The organism is Niastella soli (assembly GCF_017742245.1).
Classification (GTDB): domain Bacteria; phylum Bacteroidota; class Bacteroidia; order Chitinophagales; family Chitinophagaceae; genus Niastella; species Niastella soli.
Window position 1 is genome coordinate 1,845,436 of record NZ_JAGHKO010000001.1, and the last position, 17,961, is coordinate 1,863,396.

Annotated in this window: 18 protein-coding genes; all 18 read left to right on the plus strand. The window is 36.2% G+C overall.

Going from position 1 to position 17,961, the window contains the following annotated elements:
- The first annotated feature begins 587 nt into the window (after nt 1–587).
- The 18 genes from J7I42_RS07680 (at nt 588) to J7I42_RS07765 (ending at nt 17,845) form a co-directional block, all read left to right on the plus strand.
- A complete protein-coding gene (locus J7I42_RS07680; protein ID WP_209138187.1) occupies nt 588–1,097 on the plus strand; it encodes a UpxY family transcription antiterminator in 510 nt (169 codons plus the stop codon).
- A complete protein-coding gene (locus J7I42_RS07685; protein ID WP_209138188.1) occupies nt 1,087–2,130 on the plus strand; it encodes a Gfo/Idh/MocA family protein in 1,044 nt (347 codons plus the stop codon). Before J7I42_RS07680 ends, J7I42_RS07685 begins: the two co-directional genes overlap by 11 nt.
- A 14-nt stretch (nt 2,131–2,144) precedes the next feature.
- Nucleotides 2,145–2,588 carry an acyltransferase gene (locus J7I42_RS07690; RefSeq protein ID WP_209138189.1) on the plus strand — a complete coding sequence of 148 codons (444 nt, stop codon included), beginning with the start codon at nt 2,145–2,147 and terminating at the stop codon, nt 2,586–2,588.
- Nucleotides 2,589–2,729: 141 nt separating this feature from the next.
- A complete protein-coding gene (locus J7I42_RS07695; RefSeq protein WP_209138190.1) occupies nt 2,730–3,569 on the plus strand; it encodes a polysaccharide biosynthesis/export family protein in 840 nt (279 codons plus the stop codon).
- A gap of 207 nt (nt 3,570–3,776) precedes the next feature.
- Nucleotides 3,777–6,005 carry a GumC family protein gene (locus J7I42_RS07700; RefSeq protein WP_209138191.1) on the plus strand — a complete coding sequence of 743 codons (2,229 nt, stop codon included), beginning with the start codon at nt 3,777–3,779 and terminating at the stop codon, nt 6,003–6,005.
- Between the two features lie 102 nt (nt 6,006–6,107).
- Nucleotides 6,108–6,977 carry an ABC transporter permease gene (locus tag J7I42_RS07705; protein WP_209138192.1) on the plus strand — a complete coding sequence of 290 codons (870 nt, stop codon included), beginning with the start codon at nt 6,108–6,110 and terminating at the stop codon, nt 6,975–6,977.
- Between the two features lie 17 nt (nt 6,978–6,994).
- Nucleotides 6,995–8,257: an ABC transporter ATP-binding protein gene (locus J7I42_RS07710; RefSeq protein WP_209138193.1), complete on the plus strand. Its 1,263-nt coding sequence runs from the start codon at nt 6,995–6,997 to the stop codon at nt 8,255–8,257.
- A gap of 6 nt (nt 8,258–8,263) precedes the next feature.
- Nucleotides 8,264–9,343, plus strand: coding sequence for a DegT/DnrJ/EryC1/StrS family aminotransferase (locus tag J7I42_RS07715; RefSeq protein WP_209138194.1), 1,080 nt, complete (start codon nt 8,264–8,266; stop codon nt 9,341–9,343).
- 2 nt (nt 9,344–9,345) lie between these two features.
- Nucleotides 9,346–10,044 (plus strand): WbqC family protein, encoded by a 699-nt coding sequence (locus J7I42_RS07720; RefSeq protein ID WP_209138195.1) that lies wholly within the window; start codon nt 9,346–9,348, stop codon nt 10,042–10,044.
- Entirely contained in the window at nt 10,041–10,679 is a 639-nt protein-coding gene (locus J7I42_RS07725; RefSeq protein ID WP_209138196.1) for a class I SAM-dependent methyltransferase, read from the plus strand. The genes J7I42_RS07720 and J7I42_RS07725 overlap by 4 nt, the downstream gene beginning before the upstream one ends.
- Nucleotides 10,680–10,687: 8 nt before the next feature.
- Complete coding sequence (locus tag J7I42_RS07730; protein ID WP_209138197.1) at nt 10,688–11,350, plus strand: acetyltransferase; 663 nt, start codon at nt 10,688–10,690, stop codon at nt 11,348–11,350.
- Nucleotides 11,350–12,285 (plus strand): glycoside hydrolase family protein, encoded by a 936-nt coding sequence (locus J7I42_RS07735; protein ID WP_209138198.1) that lies wholly within the window; start codon nt 11,350–11,352, stop codon nt 12,283–12,285. Before J7I42_RS07730 ends, J7I42_RS07735 begins: the two co-directional genes overlap by 1 nt.
- Before the next feature lie 2 nt (nt 12,286–12,287).
- Nucleotides 12,288–13,160 carry a glycosyltransferase gene (locus tag J7I42_RS07740; RefSeq protein WP_209138199.1) on the plus strand — a complete coding sequence of 291 codons (873 nt, stop codon included), beginning with the start codon at nt 12,288–12,290 and terminating at the stop codon, nt 13,158–13,160.
- 5 nt (nt 13,161–13,165) lie between these two features.
- Nucleotides 13,166–13,810, plus strand: coding sequence for an acyltransferase (locus tag J7I42_RS07745; RefSeq protein WP_236065401.1), 645 nt, complete (start codon nt 13,166–13,168; stop codon nt 13,808–13,810).
- On the plus strand, nt 13,800–14,714 hold the full coding sequence (locus tag J7I42_RS07750; protein ID WP_209138200.1) for an NAD-dependent epimerase/dehydratase family protein: 915 nt from the start codon (nt 13,800–13,802) through the stop codon (nt 14,712–14,714). Before J7I42_RS07745 ends, J7I42_RS07750 begins: the two co-directional genes overlap by 11 nt.
- Nucleotides 14,687–15,838 (plus strand): glycosyltransferase, encoded by a 1,152-nt coding sequence (locus J7I42_RS07755; RefSeq protein ID WP_209138201.1) that lies wholly within the window; start codon nt 14,687–14,689, stop codon nt 15,836–15,838. Before J7I42_RS07750 ends, J7I42_RS07755 begins: the two co-directional genes overlap by 28 nt.
- A 44-nt stretch (nt 15,839–15,882) precedes the next feature.
- Complete coding sequence (locus tag J7I42_RS07760) at nt 15,883–16,806, plus strand: glycosyltransferase family 2 protein (protein ID WP_209138202.1); 924 nt, start codon at nt 15,883–15,885, stop codon at nt 16,804–16,806.
- Between the two features lie 13 nt (nt 16,807–16,819).
- On the plus strand, nt 16,820–17,845 hold the full coding sequence (locus tag J7I42_RS07765; RefSeq protein ID WP_209138203.1) for a glycosyltransferase: 1,026 nt from the start codon (nt 16,820–16,822) through the stop codon (nt 17,843–17,845).
- Nucleotides 17,846–17,961 lie beyond the last annotated feature (116 nt).

Below are 17,961 nucleotides of genomic sequence, written 5' to 3' on the forward strand. Positions count from 1 at the left end.
CAGGTTTTTGATTGATGTAAGAATACCTGTGCTTTAGAAATAAGTAGAGATTGATAATAGAAATGATTATTTACCTTGCGGCAAACGGTAAAAACTGCTGGGATAAAATATAAATTCATTTTAATGTGTTTTTTAATTTATCGGTAAAAGATTGGGACTGAGAAAATGGCATTTTTAATTGAAAAATAATAGTTTAAGATTTTTTACACATGCTTATACACATTAAAAAACACCTATATTTGCACCCGTTCCGGGCATTTGCAGGCTTTTGCCAATGGAAGTACCGAATGGTTAAAACTTCCATGCTTTAGAATAAAAACATGGAAAGAAATCCTGTGTCAGCGCTAATTATTACGCTAAATAATTTTAATAGTGAAAGGGTATAAGGATTACTTCATGGAAGTAGTTCACTTATGCCCTTTTATTATTGTGTTTGTTGACAAGAGGATTGAGTTATAATTTTCTAAAATTCAATTAGTTACAGAATAAATTTGTGACTGAGGAGGCGAAGCCATGTTCAATTTTCATTTGGCTTCACGTATTAAGTACAATCTGGCTGATTAATTGTTTACCTTTTGGCATCCTTTATGGCTGCAACTACATCGAAAAAATGGTTTGCTGTTTATACCCGGCCCCGCTGGGAAAAGAAGGTGCATAAGCTACTGAAAGTAAAAGGCATTGAAAGTTATTGTCCTCTAAATAAAGTTCACCGGAAGTGGAGTGATCGTATAAAGATCGTTGATGAACCCCTTTTTAAGTCGTACGTGTTTGTAAAAGTGAATGAAGACGAAAAAACCCAGGTACGGATGACTGAGGGGGTTGTGAATTTTATCTACTGGTTAGGAAAGCCTGCGAATATTAAAGAGAAAGAAATCGAGGCTATCAAACGGTTTTTAAACGAACATCATGATGTAGAAGTACGGCCTATTGATATTGAGGCGGGAAAGAAAGTGATGGTACAAAGTGGCATACTGATGGGTAAGGAAGGAACAGTTAAAAAAGTGTTGCACAAAAAAGTTGAAGTAATCATTGAAAGTATAGGGTTTATTCTTTCAGCTTTTATTGATAAATCAAAAATTGTACTTCTTGACAAATAACCAATTGGATCAGGAATACAATAATGTGAGCGATATCCGATTTGCTATTATAGGATGTGGAAGAATTGCTCAAAGGCATGCGGAGCATATCAGAAGTAGGGGGGTATTAGTAGCGGTTTGCGATGAAGTAAAAGAGAAGGCAGATCAGTTGGCAAATGAATACAATGCCACTGCTTATTATAGCATAGATAAGCTGCTAAAAACAGAAACAGGCATAGACGTAGTATCAATTTGTACACCTAATGGGTTACATGCTGAACATAGCATAAAAGCATTAAATGCAGGGTGTCATGTGTTGTGTGAAAAGCCGATGGCATTGGTTGCTCATGATTGTGAGCTGATGATCAAGGCGGCAAACGAATCCCGAAAGCGTTTATTCATTATAAAACAAAACAGATACAACCCTCCGGTAGTGGCTGTTAAAAAAGCCCTTGATGAAGAACGGCTGGGGAAGATCTATAGCATTCAACTTAATTGTTTTTGGAACAGGGGATCAGATTATTATACCAATTCCTGGAAGGGAACGAAAAAGCTGGATGGCGGTACCTTGTTTACTCAGTTTAGTCATTTTATTGATCTTTTATACTGGATGATTGGCGATGTTGTAGATGTTCAGTCGATGATCCATAACTATAAACATCCTGAAATTGAGTTTGAAGATACAGGGGTAGTGATGTTGAAATTTGCCAATGGGGCTTTAGGCGGCATTAATTACACTGTGAACAGCTTCGCCAAAAACATGGAAGGTTCATTAACCATATTTGGCGAGAAGGGTACCGTGAAGATAGGAGGTCAATATCTTAATGAACTGGAGTATCAGCAAATACAGGATTATAAGATTGGCGATCTGTCTGGTGGTAATAACGCGAATGAGTACGGCACATACCAGGGTTCTATGAGCAACCATGATAGGGTATATGACAATCTTATCGATGTTTTGCAATATAATGGCTCCATAACAACCAGTGCTTGGGAAGGATTAAAAACAGTTTCTATCATTGAAAAAATTTACAGCACAGCTATAACTGTATGAACCAACCAATTTTATTGAGTTCTCAAATTCGGGATGTTGATTTTGGAACGGATGTAAAAGTGGTGCAGCCTGTGAATTTGTATGAATGTAAAATTGGTGATGGTTGTTTTATCGGCCCTTTTGTTGAAATACAAAGCAATGCAGTTATTGGGAACCGTACCCGGGTGCAATCGCACAGTTTTATTTGTGATGGGGTAACCATTGGTGAAGATTGTTTTATAGGCCATGGGGTAATGTTTACAAATGATTTATTTGCCAATGGAGGTCCGGTGGGTGATAGAAATGGGTGGAAGGCAACTACTATAGGAAATAATGTTTCAATCGGTTCTAATGCGACTTTATTACCGGTATCGATATGTGATGGTGTAGTAGTAGGCGCAGGGGCAGTTGTAACAAAGGATATAAAAGAAAAAGGCATTTATGCAGGTAATCCGGCCAAATTACTAAGGCATTTATAAACTTACTGAAGAATGACCGTGAAAGAATTATCCGGCAGATTGGAAAGATTGGCAAGAAAGTACAATTTTAATATCACTATATAGCGCTTTTTGCTAGGTTCATTATAGCTGTTCACATTAATAAATCTAAATTTTCAATCCTTGAAACACAGTTCTTCGCTGAACTTGAATAACAGCCTGAAATATTTTCCAGTAAATATAATTGCGCTGTTAATAATTTCCATGTGCTTCTCCTGTACCAATGTTAAAAATCTTCAATATCTGAAGGGGTCATTTGATTCTACACGGTTAAGCAAAATAAATATTCCTGAAGCACTGATACAAAAGGGTGATCTGATGGGAATTACCGTATATAGCGATGATCCTATTGCCACCGCTGCTGTTACCAGGCAAAGTGGAGGGGTTGCAAACATAAATCTGAATCCAACCAGTAGCGCACTAGCTTCAAACAGTGCTTCCACAACAGGTTATCTGGTAAACCAACAGGGAGATCTGGAATTATACAAGATAGGGATGCTCCATGCGGAAGGTCTCACAAAGGAGCAACTGGCAGACACCCTTGAATATTTATACGCCCAAAAAGATCTGTTAAAAAACCCTTATGTGGAGATTCGGTATTTGAATTACAAAATTACAGTTATTGGGGAAGTTAACCGACCTGGACCGGTTGCTGTACCAACGGACAAGCTCAATGCTTTTGAAGCAGTCGGGCTTGCTGGCGATATTACTGTGTACGGACGGCGGGATAACGTGTTGGTTGTTCGGGAAACAAATGGCGTTCGACAATTTGGGACACTGAATTTGAAAGACCCTAACGTGTTTCTTTCACCCTATTATTATTTGCAACAAAATGATTTGGTTATTGTGGATGTAGCAAAAAACAAGGGTTATGTAAATAATCAAAGTGCTTTTCAAACCATATCGATTGGCGCCACTATCGTTTCTATGGCAGCTGTCATTATTAGCCTGTTAAGGAATTAAGAAGATAAATTTATGTCTGATCAAAATATATTAACTCAACGAGCGAAGGTGGTTATAAGTCCGAAAGAGATCATTTTTCGGTACATAAAGTATCTTCCCTGGGTAATAATATCTATATCCCTTGCTTTGTTACTGGGCTACATAAAATTGCGTTATTCAACGCCTATATTTAACGTAGCCGGTAAATTGCTGGTATCTAATAATGCAATGGGTAGCGGTGGTGGTGGTGATAAGTTCGATGACATCTTTATGATGCAAAGAACTGATAAACTGGGTGATGAAATAGAGATCATTAAATCGCGTAATATGGCTGCCCGGGTAGTACGTTCCCTTGGGTTGCAAAAACAAATGTACAATAAGGGTAAAATTCAATCAACAGTTCTACATACATCGGATGAGCCTTTTAATTTTGAAATACAATCGATCGCTGATTCCTCAAGAGGATTTAGCTTGTTGATTACCATGGTTGGAGATAACCAGTTTAGAATAAATGAACAACCACAGATACATTATTTCGATCAGCCAATCAATTTGCCGATAGTTTCTTTTAAAATCAGGTCCAATGGCAGGGACCGTCGTGGATTTGCAAGCGAGGAGTTTATGGTCTCTTGGCAACCGGTTGAAAATATAGCATTAGGTTTGAGTGAAGCTATAAATGTAAACAGAACAAACGATGTTACTAATGTTCTCAACCTGTCATTTCAAACAGAAAATACCAAACTGGGTGTAGATGTTGTGAACCAATATATGAAAGAGTATCAGCAGGCCAGCCTGGAGGATAAAAAACAAATTGCTGCACAAACTCTTTCATTTATCGATGACCAGCTGGACACAGTATTTATGGAATTGGGTGGTGTAGAAAGGAATCTGCAAAAATATCGCGAGAAGAACAGAGTAATTAAACCGGACATGCAGGCCCAGTTATCATTAGGGGAATATACCCAAACAAATACCGAGCAAGGTAAGATGGGTGTTAAAATAAAGGTGATAGATCAGGTGCTAGCGTATATAAGCGATGATCAGAATAGATTCAAAATCGTTCCGTCTTTAATGGGTATTGATAATGCAGGGCTGTCACCATCAATAATGGATTATAATAAGCTGCAGCTTGAAAGGGAGTCTTCTCTTAGAAACACACCGCACAGTAATCCTGTGATCTTAACGATGGAGGCAAGGCTTGACAAAATGAGGTTGGATATGATTGAGACATTGAAAAATGTCCGACAGTCTCAAATGCTTGAATTAAATCAAATTCAGGGGAAAACACAGGAAACAAACCGATTGATTACTTCCATTCCTTCAAAGGAAAAACAAATGCTGGAAGTTACCCGCCAACAAAGCATTTTACAGGAATTGTATCAATATCTGTTACAAAAGAAACTGGAAACCGCTATTGCATCAGCTTCTACTATTTCTAATATTAAAGTGATCGAGCCCGCTATGCAGGCTGGAGGACTCGTAAGCCCCAATAAAAAGGGCATTTACATGATTGCACTTTTCCTGGGAGTGGCAATACCTATAGGTATTGTTTTTCTGCTTGAGTTTTTAAATGATAAAGTAAAAAGTAAAAGCGATATCGAGCAAAATACAGCTGCGCCGATCCTTGGTGAAATAGGTCATTCAGAAGAAGGAAATGCGCTGGTTGTAACAAAAAATAACCGGAAGTTTGTTGCCGAGCAATTCAGGGTCATACGATCTAATCTACAATACATTTTGCCCAAAGTTGATAAGCCGGTGATGTTGGTAACGTCTTCCTTCAGTGGCGAAGGAAAATCCTTTATTAGTACCAATATAGGTTCGGTAATCGCTTTATCAGGGAAACGTACAGTAATACTTGAGTTTGATATCAGGAAGCCAAAGATCATGCACGGGCTGGGCTTGCATGAGCGTAAAGGGATTACCAATTATCTGGTAGGTAGTGTTAGTTTGAATGAAGTATTATATCCCGTGCCTGGTGTTGATAACTTATTTGTACTTCCATGCGGACCGGTACCACCTAATCCTGCGGAGATGTTGCTTAATGAAATGGTAGATAAGATGTTCAGAGAACTCAAATCACAGTTTGACACAATTATTATTGATACAGCACCTGTTGGTCTTGTAAGTGATGCCATATCTTTATCAAAATTTGCTGACTCTTCGATATACATTGTCCGCCATGGATATACTCTGAAAAAGCAGCTCCAGCTAATTGATGAGATCTATCAACAGAACAAACTGCCCCGGCTTTCAATTATAATAAATGATATTAAAGGTGGGGGAAGTTACGGAGGATATTATGGTTATGGCGGTTTTGGTTACGGGTATGGATATGGATATGGAGGAAATGGAAATTATTTTGAAAGTGATTCATCTAAAAAAAATAAAGGGTGGCGTAAGTGGATAACAATAGGATCGAAGAAACAGATTAAAAATAGCAAGCAAAACAGCGTGTAGCTTATTGTTTTGAACTGTTGAGGGATAGAGTGTTAGTAATACGGATTTAGTTCATTAAAGAAAATTTCATTATAAAATATTAGGTTAACCTGAGTGTAAGTCATGAAAGACGCAGTTCTGAACAACGCACAAGAGCAGTGGGATATTATACTGGAGCCCAAAAACAGCTTTTTCAAACTTAATTTAAGAGAAGTATGGCGCTATCGTGATCTAATGTGGTTGTTTGTTAGAAGAGATTTTGTTGCTCAATATAAACAAACCATATTGGGGCCTGTGTGGCATATAATACAGCCATTATTAACGACACTAATATTTTTATTTCTTTTTGGCACTGTAGCAAAAATAGGTACAGATGGAATTGAACCGACCCTGTTTTATATGTCTGGTATTGCAATCTGGAATTATTTTGCAGCTTGTTTAACCAGTACTTCGTCAACTTTTGTAACAAATGCTTCCATTTTTGGTAAAGTATATTTTCCAAGACTGGTCATACCTTTCTCTGTGGTAATTTCCAATATTATACGATTTGGAATTCAATTTGGATTGCTATTGATGTTTATGATAGGGTTTGCTTTTAAAGGAGTACCTATGGTAATAACCTTTTATTGGTTATACATACCGCTTTTGGTATTACTAATGGCTGGTATTGGATTCGGACTGGGAATTATTATATCTTCACTTACTACCAAATATCGTGACATGGCCCTGCTACTCACATTTGCAGTGCAACTTGGTATGTACATCACCCCAATAGCCTATCCATTGTCTTTTCTGGCAACTAAAAAATATGAATGGTTAGTTACTGTTAATCCTTTATCACCTATTGTTGAAGCTTTTCGCTATTGCCTTTTTGGGCATGCAACAGTAAGCATTGGTGGATTGCTTTACAGTATTATTTTCATGATCTTTGTAGTTGTGTTAGGTATGTTGATTTTTAATAAGGTAGAAAAAGACTTTATGGATACCGTTTAACAACCCTAGACAAACGTATGAGCAATATAGTTATAGAAGTTAATAATATTTCAAAGCAATACAGGTTAGGGCAAATTGGTACGGGTTCCCTGGCCCATGACATTAACCGTTGGTGGTATCGCATTCGGGGAAAAGATGATCCATACATGAAAATTGGTGAGGAAAATGAGCGAATAACAAAAGGAAATAGCGAATATGTATGGGCTTTGCAAAATGTAGATTTTAAAGTCGAGCACGGAAAAGTAATGGGCATTATTGGCCGTAACGGGGCTGGTAAAAGTACATTGTTGAAAATTTTGAGTCGTACTACCGCTCCTACAAAGGGAGATGTAAAAATAAAAGGGCGGGTAGCCAGTTTACTCGAGGTTGGTACTGGATTTCATCCCGAACTTACTGGCCGGGAAAATATTTTTTTAAACGGTGCCATTTTAGGCATGACAAAAAACGAAATAAAGACCAAATTTGACGACATTGTTTCATTTGCAGGCGTTGAAAGATATATTGATACGCCTGTTAAGCGATATTCGTCAGGAATGTACGTACGCCTTGCCTTTTCTGTGGCTGCGCATTTGGAACCTGAAATATTAATTGTAGATGAAGTTTTGGCTGTTGGTGATGCTGAGTTTCAGAAAAAGTGCCTAGGTAAAATGAAAGATGTGAGCAGTAATGAGGGACGTACAATATTGTTTGTGAGTCATAATATGACTGCAATAAAAAATCTTTGTGATACTGTGTTATATATGCGTAATGGAAAGGTGGTTGAAGTAGGGCCTACAAATAATGTAATTAATAACTATCTGTCGCATTACGTTAACAGCAGTCTAAGGCAGGCATTTGCTGATCCTGCGGAGGCACCGGGCAATGAATTAGTGAAAATTAAACGGATAGAAGTTTGCCCACAGCTCGAAAGCGAATTAAATCCGATTACGGTTAATACGGCTATAGATGTAGAAATTGAGTTTTGGAATTATTTAGACGGTAAGCAAATAAATTTGAGCCTGCATCTTTATACCATTGCTCAGGAATGTGTGTTTAATGTAGGAACACCTGCACTCAATTTATCAAAAGGACTTCATAAAGGAGTGTGTAAAATACCTGCTAATCTCCTAAACGATGGAATTTATTCAGTTTCTCTGATGGTTGTGGCAGATAAATCATATCCTTTATATAATTATGAAAATGCTGTTTCCTTTGAAGTACAGGAAAACAGGGATGCCAGTGGTTGGCACGGGAAATGGCCGGGATTTGTTAGACCGAATTTAGAATTCAATTTAGAATAAAAGATAATGATAAATGTAACCAAGACTTTTTTGCCCCCTTTTGAAGAGTACACTGCAATTCTCAAGAAAGCCTGGGACAAAGCCTGGATTACTAATAACGGAGAGTTGTTATTAGAACTGGAAAAGAAATTAAAAGATTACCTATCTGTAGATTATTTATTTTATTGTAATAATGGTACTCTAGTATTACAAATGGCTTTAAAAGCCCTTGGTATTACTAAAGAAGTTATTACAACTCCTTTTTCTTATGTGGCTACTACAAACACCATTTTATGGGAAGGTTGTAAGCCTGTATTTGTTGATATTGATCCACATACCTTTTGTATAGATGCTTATAAAATAGAAGCTGCTATTACTGAAAACACGCAAGCCATTCTGGCAACTCATGTTTACGGTATTCCCTGTGACGTTGAAAAGATTCAGGCTATTGCTGAAAAACATAATCTAAAGGTTATTTATGATGGGGCACATGCTTTTGGTAGCCAATACAAAGGAAAGTCTTTATTAAGCTTTGGAGATATAAGTACCTGTAGCTTTCATGCTACTAAAGTATTTCATACTGTTGAAGGGGGGTGTTTAATATGCCACGATGCTGAATTGGCTGAAAAAATGTATTTCTATAGAAGTTTTGGCCATATTGGCGATGATTATTACTCTGTGGGTATTAATGCAAAAAATTCCGAATTTCATGCTGCAATGGGACTGGCTAACTTGCAACATTTTAATAAGATAGTATTACAAAGAAAAGCTATTGCGGAATATTATGATGAATGTTTAAAAGGTTTTCCAGTAGCGCGTCCAAAAGTTACCGAGGATGTTACAATAAACTATTCCTATTACCCCATCGTATTTGATACAGAAGAGCAGTTGCTTAAAACAACAACTATACTTAAAAATCACTCAATTTTTCCAAGGCGGTATTTTTATCCTTCGCTGAATACTTTACCTTTTATCACTTCAAAATATAGTACCCCTAATAGCGAATCAATTTCCAGACGTGTACTTTGTTTGCCGTTGTACTATGATTTAGCAAAAAGTGATGTTGATTTGATTGTTGAACTGTTGTTTAAGTCGTTTAATAAATAGATATGAAGCTGGCGATCATGCAACCATATATCTTCCCTTATCTTGGATACTTTCAATTGATATCGGCTGTAGATAAATTCGTTATTTACGATGATGTTAATTTTATAACAAGAGGTTGGATAAACCGGAATAATATTCTTGTAAACGGAAAGCCCTGGTTATTTACCATTCCATTGAAGGATGCGAGTCAAAACCGGTTGATCAATGAAATTGAGTTGATTGAAAATTCAGGTTGGGAGAATAAGTTTTTAAAAACTGTAGAGCAATCTTACAAAAAGGCGCCGTTTTTCAAGGATGTATTTTCGTTAGTAAGTGACGTGATTTTGTCCAAGACATCGCATATTGGCCGATTAGCAACATTAAGTATCAAATCGACGGCTGATTATATTGGAATATCCACCACTTTTATTGACTCATCATTAGTTTATAACAATGCGCAGCTGAAAGCACAAAATCGCATACTTGATATTTGTAAACTTGAAAATGCCCACCATTATATCAATCCAATCGGTGGAGTGGAAATTTACTCAAGAGAACTATTTGAACAAGAAGGAATAAAAATCAATTTCATAAAGACTGCCTCTCATTCCTACAATCAGTATAATAATGAATTCACGCCCTATCTTTCAATAATAGACGTTTTAATGTTTAATTCGAAACCTCAAGTAATTGATTTCCTTACTAAATACGAATTAATATGAAAAAAAGTTACCTGGATACAATTGTTAAACATTATGAGAACTGTCTTGAAGAGCATGGAGATTCGCATTTAGGTGTAGACTGGCCAAAAGCAGAAGATGTTAATAAGCGCTATAAAGTAATGCTGGATATTATAAGAGTGGCTGATGATAAGTCAAAAAATATAAATCTCCTGGACTTTGGATGTGGGGCGGCGCACCTGTTACAGTATATTAAAGACCAGAAGTTTGACAATATTATTTATTCAGGCCTGGATGTTTCTGAGAAATTCATCGCTTTATGTAAAGAAAAATTCAGCGATACTTCTTTTTACTGTACAGACATTTTAAAAGATAATAACACTTTGACTGGGTTTGATTATATAGTCATGAATGGAGTTTTTACAGAAAAAAGGGAATTAGGGTTTGAAGAAATGTGGGATTACTTTACGAAAATGCTTACTAAAGTTTTTTCAATGGCCAATAAAGGTGTTGCATTTAATGTAATGTCTACTGCCGTTGACTGGGAACGGGATGATTTGTTCCATGTTCCTACAGATCTATTGATCAAATTTCTGACCGCAAAGTTGACGCGTAATTTCATAATCCGAAATGATTACGGGCTTTATGAATATACTACTTACATATACAAAAAATAATCACATTTATGGCAAATAAGGTTATCATTTTTGGAATTCAGGATTACGCAGAACTTGCACACTATTATCTTACAAACGATTCGTCCTTTGAAGTAGCAGCTTTTTGTGTAAATGAAAAATACATACCTGAAAGTAAATCTTTCAGAGGGTTACCGGTTGTTCCTTTTGAAGATGTGGAACATAAATTCCCGATATGTGATTATTCATTCTTCGCTCCTATGGCGCCAAAAAAAATGAATCAGGTAAGGGAAGCGATATATGGGGAGGTAAAAGAAAAAGGATATAATCTCATAAGCTATATAAGCAGTAAAGTAACTATGTTCAACAATGAGATTGGTGATAACTGCTTCATTTTGGAGAATAATACTTTACAACCTTTTACCAAAATAGGTAATAACGTTGTTTTATGGAGTGGAAACCATATTGGGCATCATGGCGAAATTAGAGATCATGTGACTTTTACTTCACATGTTGTTATGTCAGGACATTGTATAATTGGGGAGAATAGTTTTTTAGGTGTAAATGCCACTTTGCGTGATGGCATAACACTCGCAAAAGGAACATTGGTAGGTATGGCTTCTGCCATTACAAAAAGCACCGAAGAATGGGGTGTTTATATAGGCAATCCTGCCAAGAAACTGGAAAATAAGCTCAGTACATCGCTTTTATAATGAACTGGAATAAGAAAGGATTGATATTTATACCTGATGGGAGTATTGAATGGAGCCAAAGTCATGCTCAGGTGCCGGTTGTTGACCATATGGATGAGACAACTTGGAGAATTTATTATGCAACGCGTGATGCCAATAGTAGAAGCCACATTAGCTTTATTGAAGTGGAGGCAGGTAAACCCGAACAAATAAAGTTTATAAATGATCGCCCGCTTTTGTCTTTAGGCAGATTAGGTACATTTGATGAAGATGGTGTAATGCCCTCTTCAATAATCACAGTTAATAATAGAAAACTACTTTATTATATTGGTTGGTCTCAACGGAAGAACGTGCCTTATCAAAACACAATTGGTTTGGCAATAAGTGACGATGGCGGAAATACTTTTCAAAAATATTCTGAGGGGCCTATTATAGGGGTTAATCATCTTGATCCTTTTTTTACCGGGACCATTTTTGTTTTTAAAGATGGAGATCTGTTTAAAGGGTATTACTTAAGCTGTGTTGAATGGAAGTTAGTAAATTCAAAGCCAGAATCAACATATGTTTTGAAGTACGCTACTTCAAAAGATGGTATTAATTGGGATAGGGATAATATAGTAGCCATACCTTTTAAGGATGAAAACGAAGGAGGTCTGGTTAGTGCAAGTGTGATAAAGTTGAATGGCAAATATTTAATGTGGTTTGGCTACAGGAATTATTTTGATTTCAGAACTAACCCCGCCAACTCATACAGGATCGGTTTTGCTGAGTCAGTTGACGGAATAAACTGGATACGAAAAGATCAACAGAGTGGCATTGATATTAGTGAAACCGGGTGGGATAGCGAAATGATATCATATCCTTATGTTACCGAATTCAAAGGAGAGTTCTATCTTTTCTATAATGGGAATCAATTTGGAAAAACCGGCTTTGGTTACGCGACTTTAAAACCTTAATAATGGCAAACAAGAAATTATGTGTGGCTGTTTGGATGGTTACATATAATCATGCGAAATATGTTGAGCAAGCAATTGAATCTGTAGTTAATCAAAAAGCCAATTTTGATTTTAAATTGTTCATAAGTGACGATAATAGCAAAGATGGCACCAACGATATTTGTAAAGCCCTAGAGTCAAAATATCCCGATAAAATTGAATTGGTTGTTAATGAAAATAATATCGGTCCTCAGGCAAATGCATTGAATACCTACGATAGATGTTTTAAATCCGGTGCCAAATATGTTGCATTATTGGAAGGAGATGATTACTGGAGCGACGAAAAGAAGCTACAAACACAGGTGGATGTTTTAAATGCCAACTCCAAATATGTAGGATGCTTTCATAATACGGAGGAAAGATTCGAAAGTAACAGTTCACGGGCTTCTTTTCTTTATGTCAATTATCCATCAGCGACCATTGTAACCTTTAGCGATTTAAGTTACAGAAATTTAATACCTACTTGTTCTATACTATTCAGGAATAACTTATTTGGCGATTTCCCGGATTGGTACAAGAAACTTAAGATGGGAGATTGGCCGCTTCATTTATTAAATGCCCAATTTGGTGATTTTTGGTACATTCCGAAAGTGATGGGCGTACACAGATTGCACAATGAGAGCATATGGATGCTTCAGGACGCAGAGAGAAATATTCAATTTGTAATTGAGGCGTATGATCATATGATTGGTGGATTCGCATCTAAGCCCCAATTGGCAGATCAGTTAAGAATAGGAAAAAAAGTTTTTGTAGAAGCACAACGTTGCCCAAAACAGAAGCCAGGTTTCAAAAAGAAAATAAAATCATTGATGGTTAGAGCTATCGAAAAGCTGTAGGTTTCATGACTTTAAAAAGTATCATTAAAAACTTATTGCCCCATTATATAGTTTCTAGATATAATCAAAAGAATAATTCTACTACCAAGGATTCTTACTTGAAATATCTTGAACAGGGAAATTCTATTTTGCGGGATAATTTTTATATACGTGTAGATGTTCCTACAGCTGGAAAGCGTGTAAAAATTGGGGATGATAACATGTTGGATTGTAACATAATTTTTGAGTCTGGAACGGGGGAGGTAATAATAGGAAACCGCGTATTCATAGGTGCAAGTACTATCATTTGCCGATCAAAAGTAGAATTTGGTAATAACATCTTTGTGGCATGGAACACCTGCTTTTATGATCATGATTCACATTCACTTGATTATAGGCATCGGCAGCAGGATATCACTCAGCAGCTGACCGACTTCAGAAATGGCGAATCCTTTATTAAAAACAAGAACTGGGAAGTTGTAAACTCTGCCCCTATTAAAATATGTGATAATGCCTGGATTGGAATGAATGCACTTATTTTAAAAGGAGTAACAGTTGGTGAAGGGGCAATTGTAGCAGCTGGAAGTGTTGTTACAAAATCAGTACCGGCATGGACAGTTGTAGCAGGCAACCCTGCCAAGGTTGTAAAAAACTTAGAAGTTGGAAAATAAGAATATACTTATAATAGGGGCCAAAGGGTTTATAGGAAGCCATGTAACGGATCACTTTAAACAAATATGTGGTTATAACATATATGAGTGCGATGTAATGGTAGATTATATTGCAAACAACTATTTTCAGCTGGATCCTGTAAATGCCGATTTTCAGGAAATATTTGAGGAGGTTAATCCCGGTATATGTATTAATTGTTCTGGCGCTGCTAATGTACCCGATTCACTTGTTCATCCTTACAGAGACTTTTTACTAAATACAGCAAATGTTTACAAAATGCTCGAGGCTATTCGTAAACATTCGCCGGATTGCCGGTTTATTAATTTGTCAAGTGCAGCTGTTTACGGTAATCCGGTTTCGCTTCCTGTTAAAGAAACTGATATGGCGAAGCCTGTTTCGCCTTACGGAAACCACAAGCTACATGCAGAGATGATTTGCGATGAGTTTTACCGGTTCTTTAATATTAAAACCTGCTCGGTACGTATTTTTTCAGCTTATGGTGAAGGATTGACAAAGCAATTGTTTTGGGACCTGGGTCAAAAGGCAAGTAAGGATAAAACTATATCACTTTTTGGAACGGGGAATGAAAGCAGGGACTTTATTTATGTAAAAGACATTGCCCGCATTATTGAGCTAATAATACATAAAGCATCATTTAATGCTGAATGTTTTAACATAGGAAATGGTATTGAAATATCTATTAAAGAGGTCGCTGAATTGTTTTTACAACTTTTGAAATGGGACGGTACCCTGAGTTTTAAAGGTTCTGCACGTAAAGGAGATCCTTCAAACTGGAAGGCAGATATTTCTAAAATAAAAAGTTTGGGTTATACTTCTTCATATACCATTGAAACAGGACTAAAAAACTATATTGAATGGCTGGTAGAAAAGAAATTGGTTTAATTTACTTCTATAACGATGGTTGGATCGGTGGTACATATTACGTTTTAAATCTGGCAAAGGCATTAAACTCCTTACCGGAAGATCAAAAACCAGTTATACATCTTGTAACGAATTCAGAACAGGATTTTGACCATTTTTTAAGTGAGACAAATTATCAATATCTTAAGTTTGTAAATACCAGTCCGAAATATTCACTAATTGAGAGAATAATAAATAAAGTCAGCCGGACGATATTTAAGGGTAAAAATATCATTAACAGGAAAATTAGTTTGCCAACTACACTTTTCCCGGTGCTAAGCCTGGATGATTTTCCTCAGGTAGAAAAAAGAGTTTTTTGGATCCCTGATTTTCAGGAAAAATATTTACCACATTTTTTTTCAAAAGATGAGGTAGATATGAGGATGGAGTTTCAGAAAAGGATAGCCTATAGCAAAAGTTTTATAATATTCAGTAGCAATGATGCATTAACATCTTTTGAATATTTCTTTCCCAATGCTACGGCAACACCACTAGTGGTTCCTTTTGCAGTTTCTCATCCTGAATATAACCAGCTGGATGAAAACAGCCTTTTTTCAAAATACAACCTCCCGTCAACTTATTTTTTTTCACCTAATCAATTCTGGGCCCACAAAAATCATATTGTAATTTTAAAAGCCCTTAAAATTATAAAGGATGAGGGAATTGAGATTTGCATAGCGTTTTCTGGAAAAGAACAAGATCGCAGAAATCCTGACTACTTTAATGAGTTACTTACATTTGTTAAAGAAAATGATTTAAGTGAAAGTGTTCGCTTTTTAGGTTTTATTGACCGTAAGGAGCAACTTAAGTTGATGTCACTTTCTTTGGCTGTTATTCAGCCGTCTAAATTTGAAGGGTGGAGTACGGTGATTGAAGATGCAAAAGCAATGAATAAGTTTGTAATTGCTTCAAATATTTCAGTGAATAAAGAGCAAATAAAGCACAATGTTGATTTTTTTGAAAGCGATAATGAAGTTCAATTGGCGCAAAAATTAATTAGCATTATCAGAAACCCACCAGTTATTCAACATTACGATTACAAAGAAAACATAATAAAATTTGGCGAGGCCTTCAGCCGAGTTATTGCGGAAGTCACTGAAAAGTAAGAATTATATTAAGAGGCTTATAAAAGATACGATATTTTTCCAGCATGGATGAATTAGCATTCCCAAAAATTACAATAATTACCCCTTCCTATAACCAGGGTGACTTTATTGAAGAAACTATTCTGTCAGTAATAAAACAGGATTATCCTAATATCGAATATATTGTAACTGATGGTGGAAGTACGGACAAGACGGTGGATATTTTGCGAAAGTATGATGATAGAATCAGTTATTGGGTTTCAGAACCAGATAAAGGTCAGGCCGACGCAATTAACAAAGGATTAAAAAAAGCTACAGGTGATATTATTGCCTTTATTAACAGCGATGATTATTATGAACCTGGGACTTTTAAGTTTGTTGCAGAAGAATACAAAAAAGGCCATCACTGGATCATTGGTTCTGTAAGGAATTTTAGAGTAGAAACCGGTGAATCATACATCATTCAACAAAAAACAAACAACCAGGTATTTGACTGGCTGTTGAGAGTTAATGAAAATCATCAACCTGGTAATTTTTGGAGCAGGAAAGTCCTTGAACAGGTTGGATACATGGATGAAAAATTGCATTATTCATTTGATTGGGAGTATTGGGTACGTTTTGTGGTGAATAAGTTTGAGCCTGTTGTACACAACGATCAGGTGTTGGCCAATTTCAGATTGCATAATGACAGCAAAACGGTAAAATACTGGCGTAATTTTAACCAGGAATTTATTGAGATCATCAATAGATATAAATTGAATTTGTCATTGTCGGAAATCAAGATGGCAGACAAAGAGATCAGGAAATTATTGGTCAATGAAAAAATTAAATTTGGCAGAATCGAAAGTATAAATGGGAAATTCGGTAATTCGATTTCTTATTTTAAAGAGGCTTACAAAATTTCTCCTGCTGTGATTTTTTCTCCGAATTTTTTATTTGAGTTTTTTAAGGCTATACTTTATATGCCTTTGCGGAATAAATTAGGTTGATATTTAATTGAATATGAAGGTTGCTATTTTGAGCAGGTCCGGTCCCTGTTTCCCCAACATTATTTCTATTGGACTTAGTGATATGCTTAACCATTTAGAAATTGAGACTAAAATTTTTTATGACGGGATTCCATTATTAATGCGGCTGCTGCCTTTCAAAGAAACTCCAAAACATTGGTATAATAATCTTCAATATCGAATTCGTAATAAAATAAAATATTACAAGCAGGATCAAAAACTATTACAGGAAATAAAACAATATGATATAGTGATAGTAGCTGAATGCTTACCTAATGCTTTATGGAAAAATTTTCTTGCCATCGAAGAATTCAAAAAAAGAGTTCAAAAACCGGTAGGTAGCTATTTTGATGGGTCCGTTCATATAGCCCCCATACATGGGAGAATGCTATTCGATGGTGAAGATTATGCAGATGACAGGTATGATTTTAATTTATTTGTGAGTTCAGTTATTGAGTTAAAGAAAAAATCCTATACACCGAAACAAAAAGTTATAGGAGTCAATTTTCAGCAAGCGGGGCTTAAACCGACTGCAAAAGAAAGATTTATCGCTGTGATTGATTTTGAACAAAAAGGATACGAAGCATACAGGCAGCAACAAATAAATATTTTGAAAAAGCTGGGAATTGAAACAATTATTCTTGAAGGACGATACCCTATAGAGGAAATCAGAAGTATATATAGCAAAGCTGCTGTTTTTTTTATGGCCTTTCCCGAAACATTTGGGCTTCCCCTAGCCGAAAATCTTGCCTCCGGGACTTATATTTTTACCCCTGACAGTGGCTGGCCGATGGCCTGGCGTTTAGATGATAATCCAATGCCATGGGGACCAGGCGTTTTACCAGATTGTTTTAAAGTTTATTCTAATGAACAGGATTTGGAAGCACAGTTATTACAGATGAAGGAAGATTACAATGGTAAAAAGGCACCCTTTGATGTATTTAATACATTTATAAAGCATTATTCCGATTTTTATTATGGCAGTTTGAAATCTTTAAAAGCGATACTTGACGAACTTTGATAGGGTTATTAAAAACGGCAATAATCTCTCGAGTATTATTATTATTATTATCGTATTTAACACGTAACAGCAAGTGTTTATTTAATTACCGCAATAGCGATTCAAACAATTTCCAC